The 26,794-nt window shown below is 71.4% G+C and carries 24 protein-coding genes; 13 read left to right on the top strand and 11 right to left on the bottom strand.

Annotated elements, in window-relative coordinates:
- The first annotated feature begins 193 nt into the window (after nt 1-193).
- Nucleotides 194-1,045 carry an HAD family phosphatase gene (locus tag KBZ10_RS12970; protein ID WP_210987730.1) on the top strand — a complete coding sequence of 284 codons (852 nt, stop codon included), beginning with the start codon at nt 194-196 and terminating at the stop codon, nt 1,043-1,045.
- A gap of 442 nt (nt 1,046-1,487) precedes the next feature.
- Here the strand turns inward: KBZ10_RS12970 and KBZ10_RS12975 are convergent, their stop codons facing one another.
- A complete protein-coding gene (locus KBZ10_RS12975) occupies nt 1,488-2,309 on the bottom strand; it encodes an oxidoreductase (RefSeq protein WP_210987731.1) in 822 nt (273 codons plus the stop codon).
- Nucleotides 2,310-2,410: 101 nt separating this feature from the next.
- Between KBZ10_RS12975 and KBZ10_RS12980 the strand changes: the two genes are divergently transcribed.
- A complete protein-coding gene (locus KBZ10_RS12980) occupies nt 2,411-3,397 on the top strand; it encodes an ATP-binding protein (RefSeq protein WP_210987732.1) in 987 nt (328 codons plus the stop codon).
- Here the strand turns inward: KBZ10_RS12980 and KBZ10_RS12985 are convergent.
- Nucleotides 3,378-4,694 carry a hypothetical protein gene (locus tag KBZ10_RS12985; RefSeq protein WP_210987733.1) on the bottom strand — a complete coding sequence of 439 codons (1,317 nt, stop codon included), beginning with the start codon at nt 4,692-4,694 and terminating at the stop codon, nt 3,378-3,380. The genes KBZ10_RS12980 and KBZ10_RS12985 overlap by 20 nt on opposite strands.
- Nucleotides 4,695-4,837: 143 nt before the next feature.
- Here KBZ10_RS12985 and KBZ10_RS12990 point away from each other — a divergent pair, with 143 nt between their 5' ends.
- The 6 genes from KBZ10_RS12990 to KBZ10_RS30535 all read left to right on the top strand — a co-directional run bounded on the left by KBZ10_RS12990 (nt 4,838) and on the right by KBZ10_RS30535 (nt 12,741).
- Entirely contained in the window at nt 4,838-7,201 is a 2,364-nt protein-coding gene (locus tag KBZ10_RS12990) for a SulP family inorganic anion transporter (RefSeq protein WP_210987734.1), read from the top strand.
- A gap of 90 nt (nt 7,202-7,291) precedes the next feature.
- On the top strand, nt 7,292-9,259 hold the full coding sequence (acs, locus tag KBZ10_RS12995; RefSeq protein WP_210987735.1) for an acetate--CoA ligase: 1,968 nt from the start codon (nt 7,292-7,294) through the stop codon (nt 9,257-9,259).
- Between the two features lie 255 nt (nt 9,260-9,514).
- Nucleotides 9,515-10,870 (top strand): Na+/H+ antiporter NhaA, encoded by a 1,356-nt coding sequence (gene nhaA / locus KBZ10_RS13000; protein WP_247702316.1) that lies wholly within the window; start codon nt 9,515-9,517, stop codon nt 10,868-10,870.
- A 76-nt stretch (nt 10,871-10,946) separates the two neighbouring features.
- Nucleotides 10,947-11,387, top strand: coding sequence for a phage holin family protein (locus tag KBZ10_RS13005; protein ID WP_210987737.1), 441 nt, complete (start codon nt 10,947-10,949; stop codon nt 11,385-11,387).
- 25 nt (nt 11,388-11,412) lie between these two features.
- The gene (locus KBZ10_RS13010) at nt 11,413-12,339 is read left to right on the top strand and encodes an alpha/beta fold hydrolase (RefSeq protein WP_210987738.1); all 927 of its coding nucleotides are present in this window, start codon (nt 11,413-11,415) and stop codon (nt 12,337-12,339) included.
- A gap of 183 nt (nt 12,340-12,522) precedes the next feature.
- Entirely contained in the window at nt 12,523-12,741 is a 219-nt protein-coding gene (locus KBZ10_RS30535; RefSeq protein ID WP_247702279.1) for a hypothetical protein, read from the top strand.
- A gap of 180 nt (nt 12,742-12,921) precedes the next feature.
- Here the strand turns inward: KBZ10_RS30535 and KBZ10_RS13015 are convergent, their stop codons facing one another.
- The 3 genes from KBZ10_RS13015 to nth are packed head-to-tail and all read right to left on the bottom strand — an operon-like array spanning nt 12,922 to nt 15,845.
- Entirely contained in the window at nt 12,922-14,121 is a 1,200-nt protein-coding gene (locus tag KBZ10_RS13015; protein WP_210987739.1) for a MarP family serine protease, read from the bottom strand.
- A 12-nt stretch (nt 14,122-14,133) separates the two neighbouring features.
- Nucleotides 14,134-14,958: a CoA pyrophosphatase gene (locus tag KBZ10_RS13020; RefSeq protein WP_307847381.1), complete on the bottom strand. Its 825-nt coding sequence runs from the start codon at nt 14,956-14,958 to the stop codon at nt 14,134-14,136.
- The gene (gene nth, locus KBZ10_RS13025) at nt 14,955-15,845 is read right to left on the bottom strand and encodes an endonuclease III (RefSeq protein ID WP_307847382.1); all 891 of its coding nucleotides are present in this window, start codon (nt 15,843-15,845) and stop codon (nt 14,955-14,957) included. The genes KBZ10_RS13020 and nth overlap by 4 nt, the downstream gene beginning before the upstream one ends.
- A gap of 249 nt (nt 15,846-16,094) precedes the next feature.
- On the opposite strand from nth, the gene KBZ10_RS13030 reads away from it, so the two are divergent.
- Complete coding sequence (locus tag KBZ10_RS13030; protein WP_019707551.1) at nt 16,095-16,769, top strand: Crp/Fnr family transcriptional regulator; 675 nt, start codon at nt 16,095-16,097, stop codon at nt 16,767-16,769.
- 85 nt (nt 16,770-16,854) lie between these two features.
- On the opposite strand, the gene KBZ10_RS13035 is transcribed toward KBZ10_RS13030, so the two are convergent.
- The 4 genes from KBZ10_RS13035 to KBZ10_RS13050 form a co-directional block, all read right to left on the bottom strand.
- Nucleotides 16,855-17,685 (bottom strand): MBL fold metallo-hydrolase, encoded by an 831-nt coding sequence (locus KBZ10_RS13035; protein WP_210987741.1) that lies wholly within the window; start codon nt 17,683-17,685, stop codon nt 16,855-16,857.
- Nucleotides 17,682-18,614, bottom strand: coding sequence for an NUDIX hydrolase (locus KBZ10_RS13040; RefSeq protein WP_210987742.1), 933 nt, complete (start codon nt 18,612-18,614; stop codon nt 17,682-17,684). Before KBZ10_RS13040 ends, KBZ10_RS13035 begins: the two co-directional genes overlap by 4 nt.
- A gap of 172 nt (nt 18,615-18,786) precedes the next feature.
- On the bottom strand, nt 18,787-19,287 hold the full coding sequence (locus tag KBZ10_RS13045) for a RidA family protein (protein ID WP_210987743.1): 501 nt from the start codon (nt 19,285-19,287) through the stop codon (nt 18,787-18,789).
- On the bottom strand, nt 19,284-19,442 hold the full coding sequence (locus tag KBZ10_RS13050) for a DUF4177 domain-containing protein (RefSeq protein WP_019707547.1): 159 nt from the start codon (nt 19,440-19,442) through the stop codon (nt 19,284-19,286). Before KBZ10_RS13050 ends, KBZ10_RS13045 begins: the two co-directional genes overlap by 4 nt.
- Nucleotides 19,443-19,514: 72 nt before the next feature.
- Here KBZ10_RS13050 and KBZ10_RS13055 point away from each other — a divergent pair, with 72 nt between their 5' ends.
- Nucleotides 19,515-20,504: an ArsA-related P-loop ATPase gene (locus KBZ10_RS13055; RefSeq protein WP_210987744.1), complete on the top strand. Its 990-nt coding sequence runs from the start codon at nt 19,515-19,517 to the stop codon at nt 20,502-20,504.
- Entirely contained in the window at nt 20,501-21,940 is a 1,440-nt protein-coding gene (locus tag KBZ10_RS13060; RefSeq protein WP_210987745.1) for an ArsA family ATPase, read from the top strand. Before KBZ10_RS13055 ends, KBZ10_RS13060 begins: the two co-directional genes overlap by 4 nt.
- Here the strand turns inward: KBZ10_RS13060 and KBZ10_RS13065 are convergent.
- Entirely contained in the window at nt 21,922-22,257 is a 336-nt protein-coding gene (locus tag KBZ10_RS13065; protein WP_210987746.1) for a WhiB family transcriptional regulator, read from the bottom strand. The genes KBZ10_RS13060 and KBZ10_RS13065 overlap by 19 nt on opposite strands.
- A 377-nt stretch (nt 22,258-22,634) precedes the next feature.
- Here KBZ10_RS13065 and KBZ10_RS13070 point away from each other — a divergent pair, with 377 nt between their 5' ends.
- Nucleotides 22,635-24,872 carry a transglycosylase domain-containing protein gene (locus KBZ10_RS13070; protein WP_210987747.1) on the top strand — a complete coding sequence of 746 codons (2,238 nt, stop codon included), beginning with the start codon at nt 22,635-22,637 and terminating at the stop codon, nt 24,870-24,872.
- A 170-nt stretch (nt 24,873-25,042) separates the two neighbouring features.
- Here KBZ10_RS13070 and KBZ10_RS13075 read toward each other — a convergent pair whose 3' ends face one another.
- Complete coding sequence (locus KBZ10_RS13075; protein WP_210987748.1) at nt 25,043-25,510, bottom strand: GatB/YqeY domain-containing protein; 468 nt, start codon at nt 25,508-25,510, stop codon at nt 25,043-25,045.
- A gap of 251 nt (nt 25,511-25,761) precedes the next feature.
- Between KBZ10_RS13075 and KBZ10_RS13080 the strand changes: the two genes are divergently transcribed.
- A complete protein-coding gene (locus KBZ10_RS13080; protein ID WP_210987749.1) occupies nt 25,762-26,694 on the top strand; it encodes a metallophosphoesterase in 933 nt (310 codons plus the stop codon).
- Nucleotides 26,695-26,794: the final 100 nt, after the last annotated feature.

Genomic DNA, 26,794 nt, shown 5'->3' on the forward strand with positions numbered 1-26,794 from the left:
CGTCCGGACATGCGACGACCCCCGCCGGGGGGGAGAGCGGGGGTCGTCCCCACGGCCGACTCGGGGGGGGAGGAGTCGGGCCGGGTTAGCACGGTCGCGAACGATCCGTGACTTCCATGGTGTACCCGAGGGCCTTCTCAGGCAAACCCACGCGCCTCAGCTTACGCCGAATGGAGGGCCTTATGCTCAACCCGTGGAAAACCACTCCTTGCCGCGCACAGCCGCCTTCTTCGACCTCGACAAGACCGTGATTGCCAAGTCCAGCGCACTGGCCTTCAGCAAGTCCTTCTACCAAGGCGGCCTCATCAACCGCCGGGCCGTCCTGCGCACCGCTTATGCCCAGTTCGTCTATCTCCTCGGCGGCGCCGATCACGACCAGACGGAACGGATGCGGGAGTACCTCTCCGCGCTGTGCCGCGGCTGGAACGTCCAGCAGGTGCGGGAGATCGTCGCCGAGACCCTGCACGACCTCATCGACCCGATCATCTACGACGAGGCCGCCTCGCTGATCGAACGGCATCACACCGCAGGCCACGACGTCGTGATCGTCAGCACCTCCGGCGCCGAGGTGGTCGAGCCGATCAGCCGGCTCCTCGGCGCGGACCGTGCTGTCGCCACCCGCATGGTCGTCGAGAACGGCTGCTACACCGGCGAGGTGGAGTACTACGCCTACGGACCCGCGAAGGCCGAGGCCATCGCCCGGCTGTCCGAGAGCGAGGGGTACGACCTGACGCGCTGCTACGCCTACAGCGACTCCATCACCGACATACCCATGCTGGAGGCGGTCGGCCATCCGCATGCCGTCAATCCCGACCGCGGGCTGCGCCGCGAGGCCGTGGCCCGGGGCTGGCCAGTTCTTTCCTTCGACCGGCCGGTCCGGCTGAAGCAGCGCTCGCCGTCGCTCTCCCTTCCCGCCTGGGGGCCGGCCTGGACCTCCCCGAACCGCCCCCTGGTCGTCGCCGCGGCCGCGGTGACGGCGGCGGTCGCGGCCGCCGGACTCGTCTGGTACGCCGGCCGGCGCCGTGCGGCGTACGCACGGGCATGAGAACCGGGCAGTGAATCCCGGCCCGGGCTTCCGCTTGCCGGGCCGGAGGAGTACAAAGGAATGACCGGCCCGTGAGACCGGGGGGACCTTTCCAAGAGGTCTTCCGCAATTGTCCACGGCCCCACGGACCGCAGCACGAAAGCCGGGCACCCACGCGACGCCGACCCGTCGAATACGGGCCAGTCGCACCAGGTCACGGGCCCAGGTCCGACCTGATGCGCATCTCGTGCACGCACTGGTATCCCGGCGGACGTGCCAGCGGCGGTACCGCGAGGTACCGCCGCATCAATGTCCGGCCGAGACTGCGGGAAGCGTCCTCCGGCCCGGTCTCCCGGCCTGCCGGGAAATCCCTCCGAGGCATTCCGGATCCGCCGGATCCCCTCTTGATCGTTCGCAGTTCGGGCCATCCCCGGTCAGGCCGTTTCCCGGCCGGGCAGCCCGGTCAGGCAGCGCCTCGCTGCAGGGCCTCGCAGACCGCGGTGCTCTCCCGGGCCCCCAGTTCGACCGCCCGTCCGCAGTGCGCGATCCACGCGGCCACCCCCTCGGGCGTACCGGAGGTGTAACCCGCGAGCGCCTCGGCGTAGGCCCCGGCTCCCAGCTCCGCGTGGCCGACCTCGGACGGGCACACCGCTTTGGGGTCCAGCCCGCTGCCGATGAGGACGATCCGTTCCGCCGTCCGTGCCACGAGCCCGTTGTGCGAGCCGAACGGGCGCAGAGCGAGCAGCTCGCCGTGCACGACCGCAGCGGTCACCAGCGCCGGCGCGCCGCTCCCGGCCGGCAACAGCCCGGCGAGCCCTTCCAGCCGTCCCGCCATCTCGCCCGCCTCCGGCAGTGGCAGGGTCACCAGCGGCTCGTCGACCGGCTCGTCCGCCAGCCGCGGCCGACCCACCGCTTCGTCCGGCGCCGCTCCCGAGGCGGCCACCAGATGGAGCCGGGCCAGGACGCGCAGCGGCGACTGCCGCCATACGGCCAGCAACTGCCCCGCCTCCGCGGTCAGCCGCAGAGCAGCGCCCACCACCCGCGGCTCTCCTTCGCCGCTGAAGTCCGTGCGCCTGCGGACTTCTTCCAGCGCCCAGTCGGCGCCGGCGAGCGCCGCGGAGCCGCGCGCACCGCGCAGAGCGGCCTCGGAAGTGATCTCGGTACTCCGGCGGCGCATCACCCGGTGGCCGTAGACCCGGTCCACGGCCTTCCGTACGGAGTCCACGGATGCGGCCACGCCCGGGAGGGCGCCGAGAGCGGTGAGCGGATCGGCATTCGTACGCATGAGCACGACCCTACGCACTGCGAGGCCCGCCCTCCCGATGGAGTGGTCTTGTTCACTGACATCCCTCACACAGCGTGCCGAAGCGGCTACGCTTGATGAACATGAAGATCGCTTTCGTTGGGAAGGGCGGCAGCGGCAAGACCACGCTGTCCTCGCTCTTCATCCGCCGACTGGCCGCCGCCCGAATTCCGGTGCTTGCCGTGGACGCCGACATCAACCAGCACTTGGGTCCGGCCCTGGGCCTCGGCGACGAGGAGGCGGCGGCCCTGCCGGCCATGGGCGCCCGGCTGCCGCTGATCAAGGACTGGCTGCGAGGCGCCAATCCGCGCATCGCCTCGGCCGACACCATGATCAAGACCACCCCGCCGGGCACGGGCTCCCGGCTGCTGCGGCTCTCCGAGGACAACCCCGTGTTCGCCGCCTGTGCCCGGCGCGTCGCGCTCGACGAGGGCGAGGTCCGGCTGATGGTCACGGGCCCGTTCACCGAGGCCGACCTGGGAGTGGCCTGCTACCACTCGAAGACCGGGGCGGTCGAACTCTGCCTCAACCACCTCGTGGACGGCCGGCAGGAATACGTGGTCGCCGACATGACGGCCGGCTCCGACTCCTTCGCCTCCGGGATGTTCACCCGTTTCGACATGACGTTCCTGGTGGCCGAGCCGACCCGCAAGGGCATCGCCGTCTACCGCCAGTACAAGGAGTACGCCCACGACTTCGGCGTCACGCTGCGCGTGATCGGAAACAAGGTGCAGGGCCCGGATGACCTGGCCTTTCTCCGCGAGGAGGCTGGGGAGGACCTGCTGACCGTCTTCGGCCACTCGGACTGGGTCCGCGCCATGGAGAAGGGCCGCCCGCCCCGCTTCAGCATGCTGGAGGAGTCCAACCTGGCGGCCCTGCGGACGCTGCACGAGGCCGCGGACCGCTCCTACGAGCGCCGCGACTGGCGCAGGTACACCCGCCAGATGGTCCACTTCCACCTGCGGAACGCGGAGAGCTGGGGCAACGCGCGCACGGGAACCGACCTGGCGGCCCAGGTGGACCCCGGCTTCGTCCTCGACGAGCGGACGGTCACTCCGCAGCCTGCCTGACCCGGCCGGGGCCGCCCGCCGACCGCGCCCTTCCGGCCGGTTCCGCGGGGCGACGGGGCTCCGCGGACCGGCCGGTTCCGGCGGACGGGCCGCCGAGAAAGGCCGTCCAGCCGTCCCGCGGCCGCTGCCCGACCCCGAGGGTGCGCAACTTCGCGAGGACTTCGGGGTCCTGGACGTCCAGCCAGTCCGCCAGTTGTTTGAACGTCACGCAGTGCACGTCCTCCTTCGGGCAGATCTCCTTGATGGCCTCCTCGACGGCCCGCATATAGGCGCCGCCGTTCCAGGACTCGAAGTGGTTGCCGATGAAGAAGGGTGCCCGGTTGCCGTCGTAGGCGCGCTGGAAGCCCTGCAGGAGCCCGTCGCGCATCTGACGGCTCCAGACGGCGTGCTGCGCGGGGTCGCCCCGGACCGTTCCCGACTGGTTGGCGAGAAAGTTGTAGTCCATCGAGAGCGTCTCGAATCCGCGCCCGGGGATGGGGATCTGCTGGAGCGGGAAGTCCCAGAGGCCGCTCTTCTTCGACGGCCAGACCTGCAGGCCCCCGGGTGAACTGGCGTCGTAGCGGAAGCCCTTGGCCTTCGCCGCCGGCAGCAGGCTCCGCTGTCCCTCCAGGCAGGGGGCGCGGCCGCCGACGAGTTCCCGCTCGTAGTCGAAGGGCAGCGGCGGGGCGCCGTCGAGACCGGTGTGCGTCTTCCAGTTCTTGACGAGGGCCTCGGCCTGCTCGATCTCGCTGCGCCACTCGTCCGTCGTCCAGGTTCCCACGCCGCCGTTCGAACCGCAGAAGTGCCCGTTGAAGTGGGTGCCGATCTCGTTGCCCTCCTGCCAGGCCCCGCGGATCTGCTCAAGGGTGGCCTTGATCCCCCCGATGTCGTTGAAGCCGATGTCCGAGGAGCCGGGGGCGTGCCGCGGCGGCTTGTAGACCTCGCGCCGGGCGTGCGGAAGGACGTAGACGCCGCTCAGGAAGTACGTCATCTGCGCGTCGTACTCCCGGCCGATCCGGCGGAAGTGGGAGAAGAGCTTCTGGCCGTCCTCACCGGCGCCGTCCCAGGAGAAGACCACGAACTGGGGCGGCCGGCTGCCGGCTGCCAGCCTTCTCGGGACGGGCTGGTTCGGCTGGCGGCCGGTGAAGGCCGTCGATCCGTCGCCGATCAGCCGGACCCGGCCGGAGGCCGTCCCCTGCCCCGCGGACCCCTGCCGGGCGTCATCCGATTTCCGCTCCCCGGTGCTGGAGCAGCCGGCGACCGACAGCGCCAGAACTGCGGCGACGGTCCCTGTGGTCACTCTCCGCGGGGCGGCCATCGGCCCACCTTCTTTCCTCCGCCTCGTGCACTGCCGACACAGCGCGGCCCAAGGTCGCATGGGAGGAGAAACGGTTCAGTCCGACAAGCCGATAAACACACATATTCACTCCATTGAGTCATTCGGCGGATGATTTGTCCCGAATGACCCCTCAGGGTCTTTACTCTGCATTACGGTTCGTTTACCAAGAGTTGGCATACCGCGTACCGGCAGAGCCCAGGAGGCCGTCTCCCGTGTCCCCCTGCACCCCGCCCCGCGCCGGCGATCTCGCCGCTTCCGCAACCGTCTTCCTGATCGCTGTCCCGATGTCGCTCGGCCTCGCCGTGGCCATGGGGTCGCCACTGCAGGCGGGGCTGATCGCCACCGCCGTCGGCGGCATCCTCGGCGGGCTTCTCGGCGGGTCATCCCTCCAGGTCACCGGCGCCTCCACCGGACTCACCGTCGTCACGGCCGAGTTGATCCAGGTCTACGGCTGGCCGGCCACCTGCGGCATCACCGTTCTCGCCGGTCTGCTCCAGCTCGCCCTCGGCTGGCTCCGGGTGGCCCGCGCGGCGCTCGCCGTCAGCCCCGCCATCGTGCACGGCACCCTTGCCGGGATCGGTGTCACCATCGCCCTCGGCCAGCTGCACGTGGTCTTCGGCAGCGAGCCGCACAGCACGGTCCTCGGCAACCTCCGGGCCCTCCCCGGCGAGCTGGCCGACGCCCCGACCGCGGCGCTCGCCGTCGGGGTGCTCACCGTGACCGTCCTCGTCGGCTGGCCGCGGCTGCCGGGCCGCGCGGGGCGGGTCCTGTGCCGGCTGCCCGCCGCGCTGGCCTCGGTCGCCGTCGCCACACTCGTGACCGTGGTGGCCGCACCGGAGCTGGACCGCGTCGATCTGCCCTCCTGGCGGGCCCACATCATGCCGGAGGCGCCGGACGGCCCGGTACTGGGTCTGCTCGCCGCGGTGCTCACGGTCGCACTCGTCGGCGCCCTGGAGTCACTGCTCTCCGCTGTCGCTGTCGACCGGCTGGCCCGTGACCGGCCCGCGGCCGCCGCACCGCCCCAGGCCGACCTGAACCGCGAACTGCGCGGACAAGGCGCGGCCAACGCCGTCTCCGGGCTGCTCGGCGGACTGCCGGTCTCCGGTGGCGCGATGCGGGGCTCGGCCAACGTCCGCGCCGGCGCCACCGGCCGCTGGTCCACCGTCCTCCACGGGATCTGGGTGCTGCTCGCCGCCGGACTACTGGCCTCGGCACTGGAGCAGATCCCGCTGGCCGCCCTCGGTGCGCTGGTGGCCATGGTGGGCGTCCAGATGGTGAGCTACGCCCACATCCGCAACGTCCACCGGCACCGCGAGTTCCCGGTCTACGCGGCCACGGTCGCGGGTGTGGTGCTGGCCGGCGTGCTGGAGGGGGTCCTGCTGGGGATCGCCGCAGCCCTGGCCGTCTCCCTGCACCGGCTGGCCCGGACCCGCATCTCCGTGAGCGAGTCCCGGGGTGTCCACCAGGTCCGGGCGCACGGCCAGTTGACGTTCCTGGCGGTGCCCCGGCTGAGCCGCGCCCTCGGCCAGGTGCCACCGGGGGCCACCGCGCTGGTCGAACTGGACGGCTCCTTCATGGACCACGCGGCCTACGAAACGCTCCACCACTGGCGCGAGACCCATGTCGCGGAGGGCGGACGGGTCGCCGTGACGGGCCGGGCGGGGCAGGACATCTGCGAACCGTCGCCCGGGCACGGCTGCAGGCCCTGGACCCCCTGGCGCAATCACCAGTGCGTACAGGGCGGGCCCGGGGAGCCCGTACCGCCCGGGGAGCGGCATCCGACAGCCGGCAGCGTCCAGCTCGCGGGCGGCCTGCGGGCCTTCCAGCGGAACACCGCACCACTGGTCCGCGAGGAACTGGCGCGTCTGGCCCGGGAAGGCCAGCGGCCGTCCCAGCTCTTCCTGACCTGCGCCGACTCACGGCTCGTCACGAGCATGATCACTTCCAGCGGCCCCGGCGACCTCTTCACCGTCCGCAACATCGGCAATCTCGTACCCCCGCCGGGCGCCGACTCGGCCGACGACTCCGTGGCGGCAGCCATCCAGTACGCGGTCGACATCCTGGGGGTGAGCAGCATCACGGTCTGCGGCCACTCGGGATGCGGGGCCATGCAGGCGCTGCTTGAATCGCCACCGAGTGCACTCGGCACTCCACTGGGCCGCTGGCTGCGCCACGGACTCCCGAGTCTGGAGCGTCTGCGCGGCGGGGACCCGGAGCCGGTGATCTCGGGCAGACCCGTCAGCGACTCAGTTGAGCGGCTCTGTATCACAAATGTGATGCAGCAACTGGAGCATCTGTCGGCCCACCCCTCGGTGGCCCGGCGGGTGACGGCGGGCACGCTCACACTGCACGGAATGTACTTCCATGTGGCCGAAGCACAGGCGTACTTGCTCAGCAACCAGGGCAAAACCTTCGCACCGGTACAGCCAGAGGCCCGGTCCACCGGGGCCGGAGAGTCGGCGGAATCTCCACCTCTACAGGTCTAGACCTCTTGTGGCAAGCTCTTGTCAGGCCCGGTATTGGCCTGATGTGCTGTCGCCGGGACCACAGCGGACACCCATGGAATGGGAGTAGTCGTGAGCAATGAAAGCCTGGCCAACCTGCTGAAAGAGGAGCGGCGGTTCGAACCGCCGGCCGACTTGGCAGCGGCCGCCAATGTCACCGCCGAGGCATACGAACAAGCCAAGGCTGACCGGCTGGGCTTCTGGGCTGAGCAGGCCCGTCAGCTGACCTGGGCGAATGAGCCGACCCAGACCCTCGACTGGAGCAACCCGCCGTTCGCGAAGTGGTTCGCCGACGGCAAGATCAACGTTGCCTACAACTGCGTGGACCGGCATGTGGAGGCCGGCAACGGTGACCGTGTCGCCATCCACTTCGAGGGGGAGCCGGGCGACACCCGCGCCATCACCTACGCCGAGCTGCAGCGTGAGGTCTCCAAGGCCGCCAACGCCCTGATCGAGCTGGGCGTCCAGGCCGGTGACCGGGTCGCGATCTACCTGCCGATGATCCCGGAGGCGGTCTTCGCGATGCTGGCCTGCGCCCGCATCGGTGCCCCGCACTCCCTGGTCTTCGGAGGCTTCTCCGCGGACGCCCTGGCCACCCGCATCGAGGACGCCGACGCACGGGTGGTCATCACCTCCGACGGCGGCTACCGCAGGGGCAAGCCCTCCGCCCTCAAGCCGGCCGTGGACGAGGCCCTGACCCGCCCCGGTACGGAGAACGTCCGCAACGTTCTCGTCGTCCGGCGCACCGGTGAGGACACCGCCTGGACCGACGGCCGCGACGTGTGGTGGCACGAACTGGTGGACCGCCAGTCCGACCAGCACACCCCCGAGGCGTTCGACGCCGAGCACCCGCTGTTCATTCTCTACACCTCGGGCACGACGGGTAAGCCGAAGGGCATCCTGCACACCACCGGCGGCTACCTCACCCAGGTCGCCTACACCCACCGGGCCGTCTTCGACCTCAAGCCGGAGACGGATGTCTACTGGTGCACCGCCGATGTCGGCTGGGTGACGGGTCACTCGTACATCGTCTACGGCCCGCTGGCCAACGGCGCCACCGAGGTCCTCTACGAGGGCACCCCGGACACCCCGCACCAGGGCCGCTGGTGGGAGATCGTCCAGAAGTACGGCGTCACGATCCTCTACACCGCGCCGACCGCGATCCGCGCCTGCATGAAGTGGGGTGACGACATCCCGGCCAAGTTCGACCTGTCGTCGCTGCGCATCCTGGGCTCCGTGGGCGAGCCCATCAACCCCGAGGCCTGGATCTGGTACCGCAAGAATATCGGCGGCGACCGCACCCCGGTCGTGGACACCTGGTGGCAGACCGAGACCGGCGCCATCATGATCAGCCCGCTCCCGGGTGTCACGGCCACCAAGCCGGGCTCGGCCCAGATTCCGCTGCCGGGCATCTCCGCGACCGTCGTCGACGACGAGGCCAGGGAGGTTCCGAACGGTGGGGGCGGCTACCTCGTCCTGACCGAGCCGTGGCCGTCGATGCTCCGCACGATCTGGGGTGACGACCAGCGCTACCTCGACACCTACTGGTCCCGTTTCGAGAATCGTTACTTCGCGGGCGACGGTGCCAAGAAGGACGACGACGGGGACATCTGGCTGCTCGGCCGGGTCGACGACGTCATGCTGGTCTCCGGCCACAACATCTCGACCACCGAGGTGGAGTCGGCACTCGTGTCGCACCCCAAGATCGCCGAAGCTGCCGTCGTCGGCGCCACGGACCCGCAGACGACGCAGGCCATCGTCGCCTTCGTCATCGTGCGCGGCAACGTGGACAGCGAGGAGGAGGGGCTGGTCGAGGAGCTCCGCGCCCATGTCGCCAAGCATCTCGGCCCGATCGCCAAGCCCAAGCGCATCCTGCCGGTCGCGGAGCTGCCCAAGACCCGTTCCGGCAAGATCATGCGACGGCTGCTGCGTGACGTGGCCGAGAACCGTGCCCTGGGAGATGTCACCACCCTCACCGACTCCTCGGTGATGGACCTCATCCAGAGCAGGCTGCCCGGCGCCGCCTCCAGCGAGGACTGACCGCCCCGGCGTCCGTCCCGAGTGACCGGTGAAGAGCCGGGAGAGGCCGTCGACCAGGACGGTTTCTCCCGGCTCTCCCGGGTAGGGTGAAGAACACAACAGCAGTCGTCGGATAGTCCTCAAGGTGTGCCGGGAAGTCTGGTCGGCAATCGCCGAAGCCATGCCCGGAAGCATGGCTTCGGCCGGTATCCACGTAACCGACCGGAGGGTTCCTTTCCCGTGGCCACGCCCCAGCGTCCCAAGTTCCTCGGCCGCATGTCCCTGCCGGAGCGCAACTTCGTCGCGGACGCCCTGCGGACCGAGACCGTCGGCGGTGTACTGCTGCTCGCGGCCGCGATCGTCGCCCTGGTCATGGCGAACACCCCGCTGAGCGACTTCTACCAGAACGTCCGGGACTTCACCGTCGGGCCCGAGTCCCTCCATCTGGACCTGTCGATCGGTGACTGGGCCAAGGACGGCCTCCTCACCGTCTTCTTCTTCGTGGCCGGCATCGAGCTCAAGCGGGAACTGGTCGCCGGCGAACTCCGGGACCCGAGAGCGGCGGCCCTGCCCGTCGTGGCGGCGCTCTGCGGCATGATCGCCCCCGCGCTCGTCTATGTCGCCACCAACTCCTTCCTGGGCGGCAGCCTCGACGGCTGGGCGGTGCCCACCGCCACCGACATCGCCTTCGCCCTTGCCGTCCTCGCGGTGCTCGGCACCTCGCTCCCCGCCTCGATGCGGGCCTTTCTGCTGACCCTGGCGGTCGTCGACGACCTCGGCGCGATTCTCATCATCGCCATCTTCTTCACCACTGACATCAGCCTCCCCGCCCTGGGCCTCTCCCTGGCCGGGCTGGCCCTCTTCTGGTTCCTGCACCGCAAGGGCGTGCGCGGCTGGTACGTCTACGTCCCACTGGCCGTGGTGATCTGGGCGCTGATGCACGCCAGCGGCGTGCACGCCACGGTCGCGGGTGTCGCGATGGGCCTGCTGCTGCGCTGCACCGTCCGCGACGACGAGGGCCACTCGCCCGCGGAGCACATCGAACATCTGGTCCGTCCCCTGTCCGCCGGGGTCGCCGTGCCGCTGTTCGCCCTGTTCGCGGCCGGTGTCTCCGTGTCCGGCGGGGCGCTCGGTGACGTCTTCACCACGCCGGAGCCGCTCGGTGTCGTCCTCGGTCTCTTCCTCGGCAAGGTCATCGGCATCTTCGGCGGTTCCTGGCTGGCGGTCCGCTTCACCCAGGCCGAACTCAACGACGAACTGGCCTGGGCGGACATCTTCGCGGTCTCCTCCCTCGCGGGCATCGGCTTCACCGTGTCCCTGCTCATCGGCGAGCTGGCCTTCACCGAGGACCCCGCGCTCGCGGACGAGGTGAAGGCCGCCGTCCTCGTCGGTTCCCTGATCTCCGCCGTCGCCGCGGGCATCCTCCTCAAGCTGCGCAACAACAAGTACCGGCGGCTGTACGAGGAGGAGAACCTCGACGAGGACGAGTCCGGCATCCCGGATGTCTACGAGCGGAACGACCCCGCCTACCACCTCCGGATGGCGGCGATCCACGAAAAAAAAGCCGCCGCGCACCGAAGGCAGGCGGAAGTCGCCGCGACGGAACACAACGGAACGCGCGACCAGCGATGATCCGGCATGATCGGGGCAACCGCCCGGTAGATCCCGCCCAGGGAGTGCCAGCAGACCCGAAGTGAAGGATGAAGCGATGAGCCCAGTCGAACAGGATGGCGACCGCAGCCTCGGACAGCTGATGGCCACGGCGACCACAGAGCTGTCCGCACTCGTGCACGACGAGATCGCCCTGGCCAAGGCCGAGCTGCGGCAGGACGCGAAGCGGGCGGGCATCGGCGGCTTCGCCGTCACCACCGCCGGCGTGCTGGCCCTCTTCTCCCTGCCCGTGCTGAGCTTCGCCGCCGCGTACGGCATCCACAACCTCGGGCTCGGCCTGGCCTGGTCCTTCCTCATCGTGGGCAGTGCCTATCTGCTGCTGGCCGCGCTCCTGGGCCTCTTCGCCGTCGCCAAGTTCAAGAAGGTCAAGAAGCCGGAGAAGAGCATGGCCTCCGCCCGGGAGACGGCGGCCGTGCTCGGCAACGCCAAACCCCACCCGCGCTCCCGGGCGGCCGTGCCGGCCGAACCGGCGCCGTAGCGGGAGTGTGTGGCACGCTCTCCGCATGACCTCGCCCGAGACCCCCGCCACGGCCGTCAGGATCGACGGTCCCTGGACCCACCGGGACGTCGCCGCCAACGGCGCCCGCTTCCACATCGCCGAGGCCGGTGACGGGCCGCTGGTCCTGCTGCTCCACGGATTCCCGGAGTTCTGGTGGGCCTGGCGGCACCAACTGACCGCCCTCGCCGACGCGGGCTTCCGGGCCGTCGCCATGGACCTGCGCGGCGTCGGCGGCAGTGACCGCACCCCGCGGGGCTACGACCCGGCGAACCTCGCCCTCGACGTCACCGGGGTGATCCGCTCCCTCGGCGAGCCGGACGCGGCCCTCGTCGGCCACGGCATCGGTGGCTACCTGGCCTGGACGGCGGCGGTGATGCGCCCCAAGCTGGTGCGCCGGCTGGCGGTCACCTCCATGCCCCATCCGCGCCGCTGGCGCTCGGCGATGCTCACGGACGTGCGGCAGACCCGGGCCGGTTCATACGTCTGGGGCTTCCAGCGCCCCTGGCTGCCGGAGCGGCAGCTGGTGGCCGACGACGCCGCCCTCGTGGGCCGGCTGATGCGCGAATGGTCCGGTCCGCGGCTGCCGGAGGACGAGGCGGTGGACACCTACCGCCGGGCCATGTCGATCCCCTCGACCGCGCACTGCTCGATCGAGCCGTACCGGTGGCTGGTGCGCTCGATGGCCCGTCCCGACGGCATCCAGTTCAACCGCCGGATGAAGCGCCCGGTGCGGGTGCCGACGCTGCATCTGCACGGATCGCTCGACCCCGTGATGCGGACCCGGAGCGCCGCCGGTTCCGGCGAGTACGTCGAAGCGCCCTACCGCTGGCGGCTGTTCGACGGCCTGGGGCACTTCCCGCACGAGGAGGACCCGGCGGCCTTCTCCCATGAGCTGATCAGCTGGCTCAAGGACCCGGAACCGGACCGGTAGGCCGGGTACCGCACCAATCCGGGCAGGTCCGGGCAGCGGATGGCGGAAGACGCCCCACAGCTCACCGCCCGCGGCCGGCAGCGGCACAGGGGGAGGGCCGCAGGCGGCCACGTGCCCGGTGCATAGGCCAAATGGCCCACTCCCGGGCGGTTACCGACCACTGCTCCCGGGAAGGCCCCCGGTATGGGTTGGACGCACGACTACCGTGACGTATCTCGTGATCACCACGCCGCCATCGTGCGGAACGCCCCCCAGGGGGTGGTCTCCTCCGGTTCCTCCGGGAAACGGGCTCAAAACCCGTCTGTGGCTTTCCATCTGGAGCCTCCGGGTCTCGGTATCCCGAACATTCTCCGCCGCCGCGCCCGCTGGGTGTCGGCGCGCCTGCGCCACCCGCGCGACTGATCACCGACCGCTGACCGCGGCTGCCCGGCCGCCGACCGCCCGGGCACCCACACGCCCACGGCGGATCCGCTGCCGGGCGCCACGGCACCACTCCCCCGCACGCCATCCGACGCCGCCCCGGCCCCACGGGACCGGGGCGGCCCTCATGCGTTCGGCTCCGGATCTCCGCGGGTGCCGCCGCTACAGGGCACAGCCCTGGCTGTCCACGGTCTGCTCGGCGGTGCGTCCGCGCCGGACGTCCTCGCGCACCTCGTCGACCGTCAGCGCGTAGCCGGTGTCCTCGTCGTCGAGGGACTTGGCGAAGATGACGCCGTAGACCCGGCCGTCGGCGGTCAGCAGCGGCCCGCCGGAGTTGCCCTGGCGGACGAGCGTGTACAGGGAGTAGACGTCGCGGCTGACGGTACCCCGGTGGTATATGTCCGGTCCGTCCGCCTGTATGCGGCTGCGGACCCGCGCCGCCCGGACGTCGAAGCCGCCGTTCTCCGGGAAACCCGCGACGATCGCGTCGTCCCCGCGCTCGGCGTCCTGCTCGGCGAACTCCAGTGCGGGCGCGCCGAGCCCGGGGACGTTGAGCACGGCTATGTCGCGCTCCCAGTCGTAGAGCACGACCGTGGCGTCGTACAGCCGGCCCTCGCCCCCGATCTGCACGGTCGGCTCGTCCACACCACCGACGACATGGGCGTTCGTCATGACGCGGTTGGGCGCGAAGACGAATCCGGTGCCCTCCAGGACCTTGCTGCAACTGTCGGCGGTGCCCAGCACCTTGACGATGCTGCGCTGCGCGCGGGCGACGACGGGGCTGTTCACCAGCTTCGGGTCGGGCGGCTCCACGGAGGTGATGGGTTCGTTGGCGAACGGGCTGAAGACCTGGGGGAAGCCGTTCTGCGCCAGGACGGAACCGAACTCCGAGAACCAGTTGTCGGCCGCGTCCGGGATCACCTGCTCGACGCCCAGCAGCACCTTGGAGTTGCGCACCTCCTTGCCCACGGGCGGGAGCGCTATCCCGGCCAGCGCCGAGCCGATCAGCCACGCGACCAGCAGCATCGCGACGACGTTGACCAGCGCGCCGCCCGTCGCGTCCAGAGCACGCGCCGGCGACCAGGTGATGTGCCGGCGCAGCTTGTTGCCGAGGTGCGTCGTGAAGGCCTGTCCGACCGAGGCGCAGACGATCACGATGACGACGGCGGCGACCACCGCCGCGGTGCCCGGCGGGGAGCGGTCGGTGAGCCGGTCCCAGATCACCGGCAGCAGATAGACGGCGATGAGTCCGCCGCCGAGAAAGCCGATCACCGAGAGGATGCCGACCACGAAGCCTTGGCGGTAGCCCACGACCGCGAACCACACGGCGGCGAGCAGCAGCAGAACGTCCAGCACATTCACCGGGACACCGTCTCACGCGCGCCAGTCGAGCGGCACGTGCCTGCCGCGGTCCCAGGGCCGCTCCCAGCCCGCGTGGTGCAGGATCCGGTCGATCACACCGGCCGTGAACCCCCACACCAGTGCGTCTCCGACCAGGAACGCGGGGCCGCGGTAGCCGCTGGGGTGGACGGTGGTCGCGCGGTTGCCGGGGTCGGTGAGATGCGCCACGGGCACGGTGAAGACCCGTGCCGTCTCCCCCGGATCGACGGGCGCCACGGGCGTCGGCTCCCGCCACCAGCCGAGCACGGGAGTCACCACGAAGCCGCTCACCGGAATGTAGAGCCGGGGGAGGACGCCGAAGAGCTGTACCCCGGCCGGGTCGAGGCCCGTCTCCTCCTCCGCCTCCCGCAGCGCGGCGCGCAGGGGGCCGTCGGTCTGCGGATCGCCGTCCTCCGGGTCGAGCGCCCCGCCGGGGAAGGACGGCTGGCCGGCGTGGGAGCGCAAGGTGCTGGAGCGCTCGATGAGCAGCAGTTCCGGCCCGCCCGGACCGTCGCCGGGGCCACGGCTCTCCCCGCCGCCCTCCGGCTCGCCTCGGCCTGCGACGCCGTCACCGTCGCCGTGGTCGTCGCCGTCGCCGTCGCCGTCGCCGTCGCCGTCGCCGTCGCCGTCGCCGTCGCCGAACAGGATCAGCACGGCGGACTGCCTGCCGCCGGACTCCGGCGGCAGGAACCGGCTGAGCTGGCGGGGCTGGACGGTGCGGGCCGCGTGCGCCACCGGATCCAGCCAGCGGGGCAGCCCATCGGCGGTGACGGTGATGTCACCGTCGCGGACGGGCCGGGCGCCGGCGGTGCCCGTCACTGGGCCCCCAGCGGGGGCGCGGGCTTGCCCGGGTATCCGGCGGGTGGGCTCAGACGCTGTCCCGGCTGCCCGCCCATCTCGTACTTGAGCAGCTTCTTCGCCTTTTCCGGGTCCGTCTCGCCCTCGCCGTACGCCGGGCAGAGCGGGGCGATGGGGCAGGCTCCGCAGGCCGGTTTGCGGGCGTGGCAGATGCGGCGGCCGTGGAAGATGATCCGGTGCGAGAGCATCGTCCATTCGCTCTTCGGGAAGAGGGCGGCGATCTCGGCCTCGACCTTCTCCGGATCCTCCTGCTCCGTCCACCTCCAGCGGCGCACCAGCCGCCCGAAGTGGGTGTCGACCGTGATCCCCGGCACCCCGAAGGCATTGCCCAGCACCACGTTGGCCGTCTTGCGGCCGACGCCGGGGAGGGTGACCAGATCCTCCAGCCGGCCGGGCACTTCGCCGCCGAAGCGGTCGCGCAGCGCGGCGGAGAGCCCCAGCAGCGACCTGGCCTTGGCCCGGAAGAAGCCGGTGGGCCGGATGATCTGCTCCAGCTCCTCGGGGTGGGCGGCCGCCATCTCCTCCGGGGTGGGGTACGCGGCGAAGAGGCCGGGAGTGGTCTGGTTGACCCGCAGGTCCGTGGTCTGGGCGGAGAGGACCGTGGCGACCAGCAGCTCGAACGGGTTGCGGAAGTCCAGCTCGGGGTGGGCGTAGGGGTAGATCTCCGCCAGCTCGCGGTTGATCCGCCGGGCCCGGCGGACCAGCGCGAGCCGCGATTCGGGCTTCGCCGACCCGCGGGACGCGCCCGCGGCGGGCGTGCCCGGAGCGGAGGCGCCCGGGCGTGCCGGCTTGCCCGCCTCGGCACCCTTGGCGGCTTTCCGTGCTGCCGCGGGCCCGCGTTCGCCCACAGCGGAATCAGGCCCCTCAGTCACCCGTCCGGCCCCCTTATCCTGTGCTCTCAAAGGCGTATTGGATACCCGGCCAGCCTAAGGCCAGGCACCGCCATCCGCCCCGGCCGCAAAGAATCACCCCCCAATCGGCCCCCTGCCGTATGGCTTGCGGCAGCGATGCGCCACACTTGTGTTTGATCACACAGTTTTGCCGTCCGGCATCATGGGGACCAAGGTCCTCTGGGCATGTCGACAAGGAGAGATCTCGTGGACGACGTTCTGCGGCGCGCCCCGCTTTTCGCGGCGCTCGATGACGAGCAGGCCGCTGAGCTGCGCGCCTCGATGGCCGAGGCCACCCTCGCGAGAGGCGAGGCCCTGTTCCACGAGGGCGACCCGGGCGACCGCCTGTACGTGGTGACCGAGGGCAAGGTGAAGCTGCACCGCACCTCTCCCGACGGCCGCGAGAACATGCTCGCCGTGCTCGGCCCCGGTGAGCTCATCGGCGAGCTGTCGCTGTTCGACCCGGGCCCGCGGACGGCCACGGCCACCGCGCTCACCGAGGTCAAGCTGCTCGGCCTGGGCCACGGCGACCTGCAGCCCTGGCTGAACGCCCGGCCCGAGGTGTCGACGGCGCTGCTGCGCGCCATCGCGCGGCGCCTGCGCCGGACCAACGACACCATGTCGGACCTGGTCTTCTCCGATGTCCCGGGCCGTGTCGCCAAGGCACTGCTGGATCTCTCCCGCCGCTTCGGCGTGCAGTCGGAGGAAGGCATCCACGTGGTGCACGACCTGACTCAGGAAGAGCTGGCCCAGCTGGTCGGTGCCTCCCGTGAGACGGTCAACAAGGCGCTCGCCGACTTCGCCGGCCGCGGCTGGCTGCGGCTGGAGGCGCGCGCGGTGATCCTGCTGGACGTCGAGCGGCTCGCGAAGCGCTCCCGCTGACACCCGGCGGCGCCTGCCGTACCCACGGGCTCCGCCCGGATCACCGGAGATCTCCGGTGATCCGGGCGGAGCCCGTGGCGTCGTCTCAGATCAGCCCGTGTTCCCGCAGATAGTCGAGCTGCGCGCGGACGGACAGCTCGGCGGCCGGCCACAGCGTGCGGTCGACGTCGGCGTACACATGGGCCACGACGTCGGGTGCCGAGCTGTGGCCGGCCTCGACCGCGGTCTCGACCTGCGCCAGCCGGCTCGCCCGGTGGGCGAGATAGAACTCCAGGGCGCCCCGGGCGTCGTCGAGCACCGGGCCGTGGCCGGGCAGCACGGTGTCCACCCCGTCGTCGACGGTCAGTGACCGCAGCCGCCGCAGGGAGTCCAGGTACTCGCCCAGCCGCCCGTCCGGGTGGGCGACCATCGTGGTGCCCCGGCCGAGCACCGTGTCGCCGGTGAGGACCGCGGCGTCGGCCGGCAGGTGGAACGAGAGCGAATCGGAGGTGTGCCCCGGGGTCGGGACGACCCGCAGTTCCAGACCGCCTGTGGTGACGACGTCCCCCGCGCCGAGCCCTTCGTCCCCGAGGCGCAGGGCCGGGTCGAGGGCCCGCACCGCCGTCCCGGTCAGCGCGGCGAAGCGCGCCGCGCCCTCCGCGTGGTCGGCGTGCCCGTGGGTGAGGAGGGTCAGCGCGACGCGCTTGCCGGCGCGCTCGGCCGTCGCCACGATCTCGGCGAGATGGGAGTCGTCCAGCGGCCCCGGGTCGATGACCACGGCGAGGTCCGAGTCCGGTTCGGAGACGATCCAGGTGTTGGTGCCGTCCAGCGTCATCGGCGAGGGGTTGGGGGCCAGGACGCAGACGGCCCGCTCCGTGGCGGGCCCGGAGACGACCCGGCCGCGCGGCTGCCCGGGGAGCGCTGCCGCGTCCGTCATGCGCCCGCTCCCTCGGCCGGGGCGGACGGAGCGTCGGGGGACGGAGCGTCGGGGGACGACGGGGCTCCGGGTCCGCCCGGGATGTGGGTGGTGAACTCGTCGTTGCCCGGCCAGCTCAGCACGATGCCGTCGTCCGTCAGCTCCGCCACCGCCAGGACGGGCGTCAGCTCGCGGCCCGCGCCCGCGGCGAGCACCTCGGCGGCCGACGTGTACGGCTGGAGGCGGCGGAGCGTGGCGATGGTCGGCGGCATCATCGTCAGCTCTCCCCGGTCGTGTCCGGCGGCGGCCTCGGCGGGGCGGACCCAGACCGTGCTGTCCGCCTCGGTGGAGACGTCGCGGGTGCGCTGGCCGGGGGGCAGAGCGGCGGCGAAGAACCAGGTGTCGTAGCGCCGGGGCTCGAACTCCGGGGTGATCCAGCGGTCCCAGGGCGCCAGCAGGTCGCTGCGGAGCAGCAGCCCGCGCCGGGAGAGGAAGTCCGCGAAGGAGAGGTCGCGGGCGACGAGTGCGGCGCGGTCGGCCTCCCAGTCCTCGCCCGTGGTGTCCTCGACGACCGTGCCGGGGCTCGACCCCGCAAGGAGCACACCGGCCTCCTCGAAGGTCTCGCGGACGGCGGCGCAGACGATGGCCTGGGCCGCGGCCTCGTCGGTGCCGAGCCACCGCGCCCAGTCCGCCCGGGACGGGCCGGCCCAGCCGACGGGGCTCTCGTCACGGGGGTCCACGCCGCCCCCGGGGTAGGCGTACACACCTCCGGCGAAGGCCATGGAGGTACGGCGGCGGAGCATGTGGACCTCCGGTCCGGCGCTGCCGTCCCGCAGCAGCAGGACGGTCGCGGCGCGGCGCGGGGTCACGGCGGTGAGCTCGCCGGCGGCGAGGGCCCTGATGCGTTCGGGCCACTCCGGCGGATACCACTGGCCATTCGTTGCGGACATGGCCGGATGCTATGTGTTTCCGCCCTGATGTTCGAGGCCTGACCAGGTACGGCAGGGCTGTGCGGCGGCCGGACGGGACACAGCCCCGCCGCACAGCCGGGCCCCTGCCGGCATCTGGCCGGCACCTGGCCGGACCGGCCGCCCCGGCCGGTCCGGGCCGTTAAAGCCGGCGTCAGCTCCCGGCGGACCCGGTGCCCGCGTCCCCGGCCCCGTCCTCGACCTCGACCTGGATCTCGACCTCGACGGGGGCGTCCAGCGGCAGTACCGCCACACCGACCGCGCTCCGCGCGTGCACGCCCTTCTCCCCGAGCACCTCGCCCAGCAGTTCGCTGGTGCCGTTGACGACACCCGGCTGGCCGGTGAAGTCCGGGGCGGAGGCGACGAAGCCGGTGACCTTGACGACACGGACGACGCGGTCGAGGTCACCGATCACGGACTTGACCGCCGCCAGCGCGTTCAGCGCGCAGGTGCGGGCCAGCTCCTTGGCCTCCTCGGCGGTGACCTCCGCGCCGACCTTCCCGGTCAGCGGCAGCTTGCCCTCGACGAGCGGCAGCTGCCCGGAGGTGTGGACGTAGCGGCCGGTGCGCACGGCCGGGATGTACGCGGCGACCGGCGCGGCCACGCCGGGCAGCGTCAGACCGAGTTCCGCCAGCCTGTCCTCGGCCGCGCTCATGCGGTCTTCTCGCGCTTCAGATAGGCCACGAGCTGCTCCGTGTTGGGGCCCGGTACGACCTGGACGAGTTCCCAGCCGTCCTCGCCCCAGGTGTCGAGGATCTGCTTGGTGGCATGGACGAGCAGCGGCACGGTCGCGTATTCCCACTTGGTCATGGTGGTGACTGTAATGCCTGCGACACCCGGGCTCGTGCGTAGCCCGTGCCCCGACTGGTTAGGCTCCCTTGCATGAGCAGGCTCCACGTCGTCAGCGGCAAGGGCGGTACCGGGAAGACCACGGTCGCCGCCGCCCTCGCGCTCGCCCTGGCCGAGGAGGGGCGGCGCACCCTGCTCGTCGAGGTGGAGGGCCGGCAGGGCATCGCGCAGCTCTTCGAGACGGAGGCCCTCCCCTACGAGGAGCGCAAGATCGCTGTCGGTCCGGGCGGCGGCGAGGTGTTCGCCCTGGCCGTGGACGCCGAGCGGGCCCTGCTCGACTATCTGCAGATGTTCTACAAGCTCGGCGGCGCCGGCCGGGCGCTGAAGAAGCTCGGCGCCATCGACTTCGCGACGACCATCGCCCCGGGGCTGCGGGACGTCCTGCTGACCGGCAAGGTCTGCGAGGCGGTCCGCCGCAAGCGGAAGAACGGCCGCCCCGTCTACGACCACGTGATCATGGATGCCCCGCCGACCGGCCGCATCACGCGCTTCCTGAACGTCAACGACGAGGTCGCCGGGCTGGCCCGGGTCGGCCCGATACACCACCAGGCGCAGGCCGTGATGCGGGTGCTGAAGTCCCCGGAGACGGCTGTCCATCTGGTGACGCTGCTGGAGGAGATGCCCGTCCAGGAGACGGTGGACGGGGTGGCGGAGCTGCGCGCCGCCTCGCTGCCGGTGGGCGGCGTCTTCGTCAACATGGTCCGGCCGCCGCTGCTCGGCGAGGAGGAGCTGCGCCGTGCGGCGGACGGTGAGCGGCCGGCGGTCGCCAAGGCGCTGTCGCGGGCCGGTCTCGGCGGCGCCCGCCGCGGCGGGCTGGCCGAGCGGCTGGTCGACCCGCTGCTGGAGCAGGCCCGGGAGCATGTCGCGCGGGTCCGGCTGGAGCAGGCGCAGCGCAAGGAGATAGCCGGCCTGGGACTGCCCGCCCCCGAGCTGGAGTTCCTGGACGAGGGCGCGGACATCGCCGGTCTCTACCGGCTGGCCAAGGACATACGGAAGCAGGGAGTGCCGGGGGTGGCCGGATGAGCGGCGGGCGTCAGCGGCCGGAGGGCGGCACCGGGCACTCGGTCCTCGACGGGCCGGTGCCCCGGCTGGACACGGACGCCCTCCTGGGCGATCCGGAGACGCGCATCATCGTGTGCTGCGGCTCGGGCGGCGTGGGCAAGACGACGACGGCGGCCGCTCTGGGGGTACGGGCCGCGGAACGCGGGCGCAGGGTCGTGGTGCTGACCATCGACCCGGCCCGGCGGCTGGCCCAGTCGATGGGCATCGCCTCGCTCGACAACATCCCGCGCCGGGTGGAGGGCATCTCCGCCGGACGCACCGGAGGCACCGGAGAGGCCGGGGACTCCGGGGAGCTCCACGCCATGATGCTCGACATGAAGCGCACGTTCGACGAGATCGTCGAGGCGCACGCCGACCCGGAACGCGCGCGGGCGATCCTGGCGAACCCCTTCTACCAGTCGCTGTCCGCCGGCTTCGCAGGCACGCAGGAATACATGGCCATGGAGAAGCTGGGCCAGCTCCGGGCGCGCGACGAGTGGGACCTGATCATCGTGGACACCCCGCCGAGCCGGTCCGCGCTGGACTTCCTCGACGCGCCCAAGCGGCTCGGCTCCTTCCTGGACGGCAGATTCATCAGGGTGCTGACGGCTCCGGCGAAGGTCGGCGGCCGGGCCGGGATGAGGTTCCTCAACGCCGGCATGTCGGTGATGACGGGCACGCTCAGCAAGCTGGTGGGCGGCCAACTGCTGCGGGACGTGCAGACGTTCGTCGCCGCGATGGACACCATGTTCGGCGGCTTCCGCACCCGGGCCGATGCCACGTACCGGCTGCTGCAGGCGCCCGGTACGGCGTTCCTGGTGGTGGCGGCACCGGAGCAGGACGCGCTGCGGGAGGCCGCGTACTTCGTGGAGCGGCTCGCCGCCGAGCGGATGCCGCTGGCCGGGCTGGTCCTGAACCGGGTGCACGGCAGCGGGGCCGACCGGATCAGCGCCGAGCGGGCCTTGGCCGCCGCGGAGGAGCTCGAAGCGGACTACCCGGAGAACGGCGGCGTCAGCGACGGTCGCGGCGCGCAGACGGACCGGGCCGGGACGGTCCCCGGCGATGCCCCCCGCGCGCACTCCCCCGCCGCCCAGGACACCGCCGAGGACAGCGGCCCCGGCCGGCCGCCGGCGACGGCACAGCCCTCGGCGGACGCGGCGCACACGCCGCAGACGCACTCGATGGAGACGCACCCGATGCGGGAGCCCACGGTGGAACAGCTCGCCGCGAGGCTGTTGCGGCTGCACGCCGAGCGGATGCGGACGCTCGCCCGGGAGCAGCGCACCCGGGAACGTTTCACCGCCGTCCACCCGGACGTGCCGGTGACGGAGGTGGCCGCCCTGCCCGGCGACGTGCACGACCTGGCGGGACTGCGGGCGATCGGGGAGCAGCTGGCGGGTCAGCCGGCGGCGGCGTAGTTCCCGGCCTCCTCCAGCTCCACGGACAGCAGGCCGGAGCTCTGCTCGTACTCCGCGCGTGCGGTCTCCAGCAGCCTGCGCCACGACGTGACCGTCGGCCGCCGGCGCAGCAGCGCCCTGCGCTCCCGTTCCGTCATTCCCCCCCAGACGCCGAATTCGACGCGATTGTCCAGAGCGTCGGCAAGGCACTCCGTGCGCACCGGGCAGCCGGTGCAGACGGCCTTGGCCCTGTTCTGGGCCGCTCCTTGAACGAACAGTTCATCCGGATCGGTAGTGCGGCAGGCTGCCTGCGCACTCCAGTCGGTTACCCAGCCCATGCTGGCGCCGTCCTCTCCCGAATCGAGGCTCCCCCACGGCGGCAGCGGCATATTCACCGTTGCCAGTTGAGGACGTTACGGAAGGTGGACAGAGCGCAACACCCCCAGCGGGCCCAATCTTGAATGGCCCGAACGGACTATGCGTACGCGGCAGATCACCCAACGGAGTGAGGTGGGGACATCGCGGAAATCGCGGTCGAAGCGGGGTGGTTCAGGCGCGCACCGACGGGAGACAGGGGGATTGTGTCCGTATTGGTGGCAGATGTCGTACCGAGGGGAGTCGAAAAGGGTACGTGATGACAGCGTCGTTACTCTGAAGATGAGCTTAGGCCAAGGGATGCGTACCTGTCCGGCGAATGAGAACGTAGGCTGCTTCCATGGCTAACAAGCGCCCCGGTGATGGCCGCTCGACCACGCGACAGGCCGCCAAGTTCCTCGGTGTCAGTGTGCTCTCCGGAGCCGTGCTGGCCGGCATCGCGCTTCCGGCCGCCGGCGCGCTCGGACTGGTGGCCAAGGGGTCGGTCGAGGGATTCGACGAGATCCCCGCCAACCTCAAGCGCCCACCGCTGAGCCAGAAGACCAGCATCCTCGACTCCGAGGGCGGTCTGATCGCCACCGTCTACTCGCGGGACCGCACGGTGGTGCCGCTCAAGGACATCTCGCCGTACATGCGGAAGGCGATCGTCGCGATCGAGGACGAGCGCTTCTACGAGCACGGCGCGATCGACCTCAAGGGCATCCTCCGCGCCCTCAACAACAACGCCCAGGCGGGCGAGGTCTCCGAGGGCGCCTCGACGCTGACGCAGCAGTACGTGAAGAACGTCTTCGTCGAGGAGGCGGGGGACAACGCGGAGAAGTTCCAGGCCGCCACCCAGCAGACCGTCGGGCGCAAGATCAAGGAACTGAAGTACGCGATCCAGATCGAGGAAGAGCTCGGCAAGAAGAAGATCCTGGAGAACTACCTCAACATCACCTACTTCAGCCAGCAGGCCTACGGCGTCGAGGCGGCGGCGAAGCGTTACTTCAGCAAGTCCGCCAAGGACCTGGAGCTGCAGGAGGCCGCGCTGCTGGCCGGCATCGTGCAGTCGCCCAGCCGCTGGGACCCGGTGGCCAACGGCGACCAGGCGCTCAAGCGACGCAACGTGGTCCTCGACCGGATGGCCGAGCAGGGGCACGTCAGCAAGGACGAGGCCGCCGAGGCCAAGAAGAAGGACCTGGGCCTCGACATCACCAAGCCGCAGAACGGCTGCATCACCGCCGTGAACGGCGCCGGTTTCTTCTGCGACTACGTCCGCAAGGTCTTCCTCGCCAGCGAGGAGTTCGGCGAGACCCGCGAGGAGCGGAACAAGCGCTGGAACGAGGGCGGGATGACCATCCGCACCACCCTCGACCCCAAGGCACAGAAGTCCGTGCAGGCGTCGGTCAAGAAGCACGTCTACAAGAGCGACGAGGTGGCCGCCGCGGTGTCGCTGGTCGAGCCGGGCACCGGCAAGATCCTCGGCATGGGCCAGTCACGGCCGTACGGTTTCGGGAAGAACGAGATCGCGGTGAACCTCTCCGTGAACGAGAACATGGGCGGCGGCATGGGCTACCAGCCCGGCTCGACGTACAAGCCGATCGTCGCGGCGGCCGCACTGGAGCGGGGCGTCAGCCCGTCGCGGTCGTACCCGTCGCCGTACGAGATGACCTACCCCAGCCCGGTGCCGAAGTGCGAGGGCCAGTGGTCGTCGCAGAAGCCGGTCAAGGTCGCGAACGAAAACGAGTCCGAGGTCGGCCCGTACGGGATGCGGGAGGCCACCGCGAAGTCGGTGAACACCTACTACGTGCAGCTGATCAGCGACATCGGCATCTGCCCGGTGGTCGAGATGTCGGAGAAGATGGGCATCGAGCCGGCCGGCGGTGGCGAGCTCCGGCAGGTGCCGTCGATCACCCTGGGCGTCCAGGAGATGTCCCCGCTGACCATGGCCGCGGGCTACGCCGCCTTCGCGAGCAGGGGCACGTACTGCACTCCGGTCGCCATCGAGTCGATCAAGGACGCCAACGGCAAGTCCCTGGACGTCCCCAAGTCCAAGTGCACTCGCGCGATGAGCGAGCGGACCGCCGACACGATCAACACCCTGCTGAAGGGCGTCGTCGAGGACGGCACGGGCACCCAGGCCGGTCTCAGCGGACGGGCCAGCGCGGGCAAGACCGGTACCACTGACAACCGGTACGCGGCCTGGTTCGTGGGGTACACCCCGAACCTGTCCGGCGCCGTCTGGGTGGGCGACCCGCAGCACCAGCGCAAGATGATCAACATCACCATCGGCGGCCGGCCCCACGACAAGGTCTTCGGTGGCAGTGTCCCCGGCCCGATCTGGCGTGACGCGATGAGCGGGGCGCTGGAGGGCAGGGAAGCGCCGGGCTTCGTCGAGGTGCCGATCGCCGACCCGCCGAAGAAGGACAAGGAGAAGGACGAGGACGACCGGAAGCCCGGTGAGGGCTTCCCCGGCGGCGGCGACAACGGCGGCCTCATCGGCGGCGGCGGCAACGGAGGCGCCGAGCCGAATCCGACGTTCTCCATCCCGGAGGGCTTCATCCAGGGCCCGGGGAACGGCGCGGGCGGACGCCGCTGAGGCCGGAGCGGCTCGCCTCCCGCGCACCGGCTCCCTCGCCTCCCGCGCACCGGCTCCCTCGCATCCCGCGCACCGGCTCCGCGGGGCCGCGACCGGAGACAGGGGGCGGCCCATGGAAGAAGCCCCGCTCCTCCTCCTTCGGGAGGGACGAGCGGGGCTTCTCCAGGCTCTCAGCCGGCGGCGAGCCGCTTCTTGACCTCGGCCGCCACCCGGCCGCCCTCGGCCCGGCCCGCGACCTTCGGGTTCACGATCTTCATGACGGCGCCCATCGCCCGCGGGCCCTCGGCGCCGCCCGCCACAGCCTCCCGCACGGCCTCCTCGACGATGACGGCCAGTTCCTCGTCGGACAGCTGCTGCGGCAGGTACTCGGCCAGCACCTCGCCCTCGGCCCGCTCCCGCGCGGCCGACTCGGCCCGGCCACCCTGCTCGAAGGCGTCCGCGGACTCGCGGCGCTTCTTCGCCTCGCGGGCGATCACCTTCTGCACCTCGTCGTCGGAGAGCTCGCGGGCGGAGGTGCCCGAGACCTCCTCCTTGGTGATCGCGGTGAGGGTCAGCCGGAGCGTGGAGGAGCGCAGCTCATCGCGGGACCTGATGGCCGCGGTGAGGTCCTCCTGCAGGCGGTTCTTGAGCGTGGTCATGCCGCGAGTCTGCCAGGAGGGACGCCGATCCGCCCAGCTCATTACCCCCGTGACCCTCGCTTCACCACTCTCGCTTCACCACTCTCGCTTCACCACCCTTGCCCCAGCGCCGCCGTCCCGCCCCGTCCGCCACCGCCCGCGGCCACGGAGCGCGGCCGTCCCGTCACACCGGCCGCCTCGTCACACCGGCCGCCGGCTCGCGTCGGCCGCCTCACCGCACCGCACCGCTCCGGCTCTGCGACCATGGAGGGATGCGCGCGCGATACGCAGTACCCCTGGGAATCACGGCAGTCGGCGCGGCGGGAATCGCCTACGCCGCCGGCTTCGAAGTCCGCTCGTTCCGGCTGCGCCGGGTGACGGTGCCCGTCCTGCCGCGCGGGATGCGGCCGTTGCGCGTGCTGCAGGTCTCCGACATCCACATGGTCGGCGGGCAGCGGAAGAAGCAGCGCTGGCTGCGCGAACTGGCCGGACTGCGGCCCGACTTCGTCGTCAACACCGGCGACAACCTCTCGGACCCGGAGGCCGTGCCGGAGGTGCTCGACGCCCTCGGGCCGCTGATGGAGTTCCCCGGCACCTACGTCTTCGGCTCCAACGACTACTACGCGCCGCAGCTGCGCAACCCCGCCCGCTACCTGCTGGAGAAAGTCCGCGGCCAGCACGGCCTGAACGGCAGGAACGACCCGGCGATCGGCGTCCGCCGCAACCCGTGGGAGGGCATGCGGGACGCCTTCGACGCCGCCGGCTGGGTCGGCCTGTCGAACTCGCGCGGGCGGCTGAAGCTGGACGGCATCGAGATCGCCCTCACCGGCCTCGACGACCCGCACATCAAGCGGGACCGCTACGAGGAGGTCGCCGGCGGCCCGGAGCAGGAGGCGGACTTCTCCCTCGCCCTGGTCCACGCCCCGTATCTGCGCAGCCTCGACGCCTTCACGGAGGACGGCTACCCGCTGATCCTGGCCGGTCACACGCACGGCGGGCAGCTCTGCGTCCCCTTCTACGGGGCCCTGGTCACCAACTGCGACCTGGACACCGAGCGCGTGAAGGGCCTCTCCACCCACCGGGCGGCGGGCAACACCGCGCACCTCCACGTCTCGGCCGGCTGCGGCACCAACCGCTACACCCCGGTCCGCTTCGCCTGCCCTCCGGAGGCGACGCTGCTGACGCTGGTGGAGCGGCGGGACTGAGCGTTCCGCCGGGTTGGGGGCGCGCCCCAGAGCGGGCCGGGCCGGGCTCCGCGGAGCAGCCGGTCCGGGGACCAGGCCTCCGGTCCGCCGGGCGCCGCCG

This window comes from Streptomyces sp. F63 (assembly GCF_018070345.1).
Classification (GTDB): Bacteria; Actinomycetota; Actinomycetes; order Streptomycetales; family Streptomycetaceae; genus Streptomyces.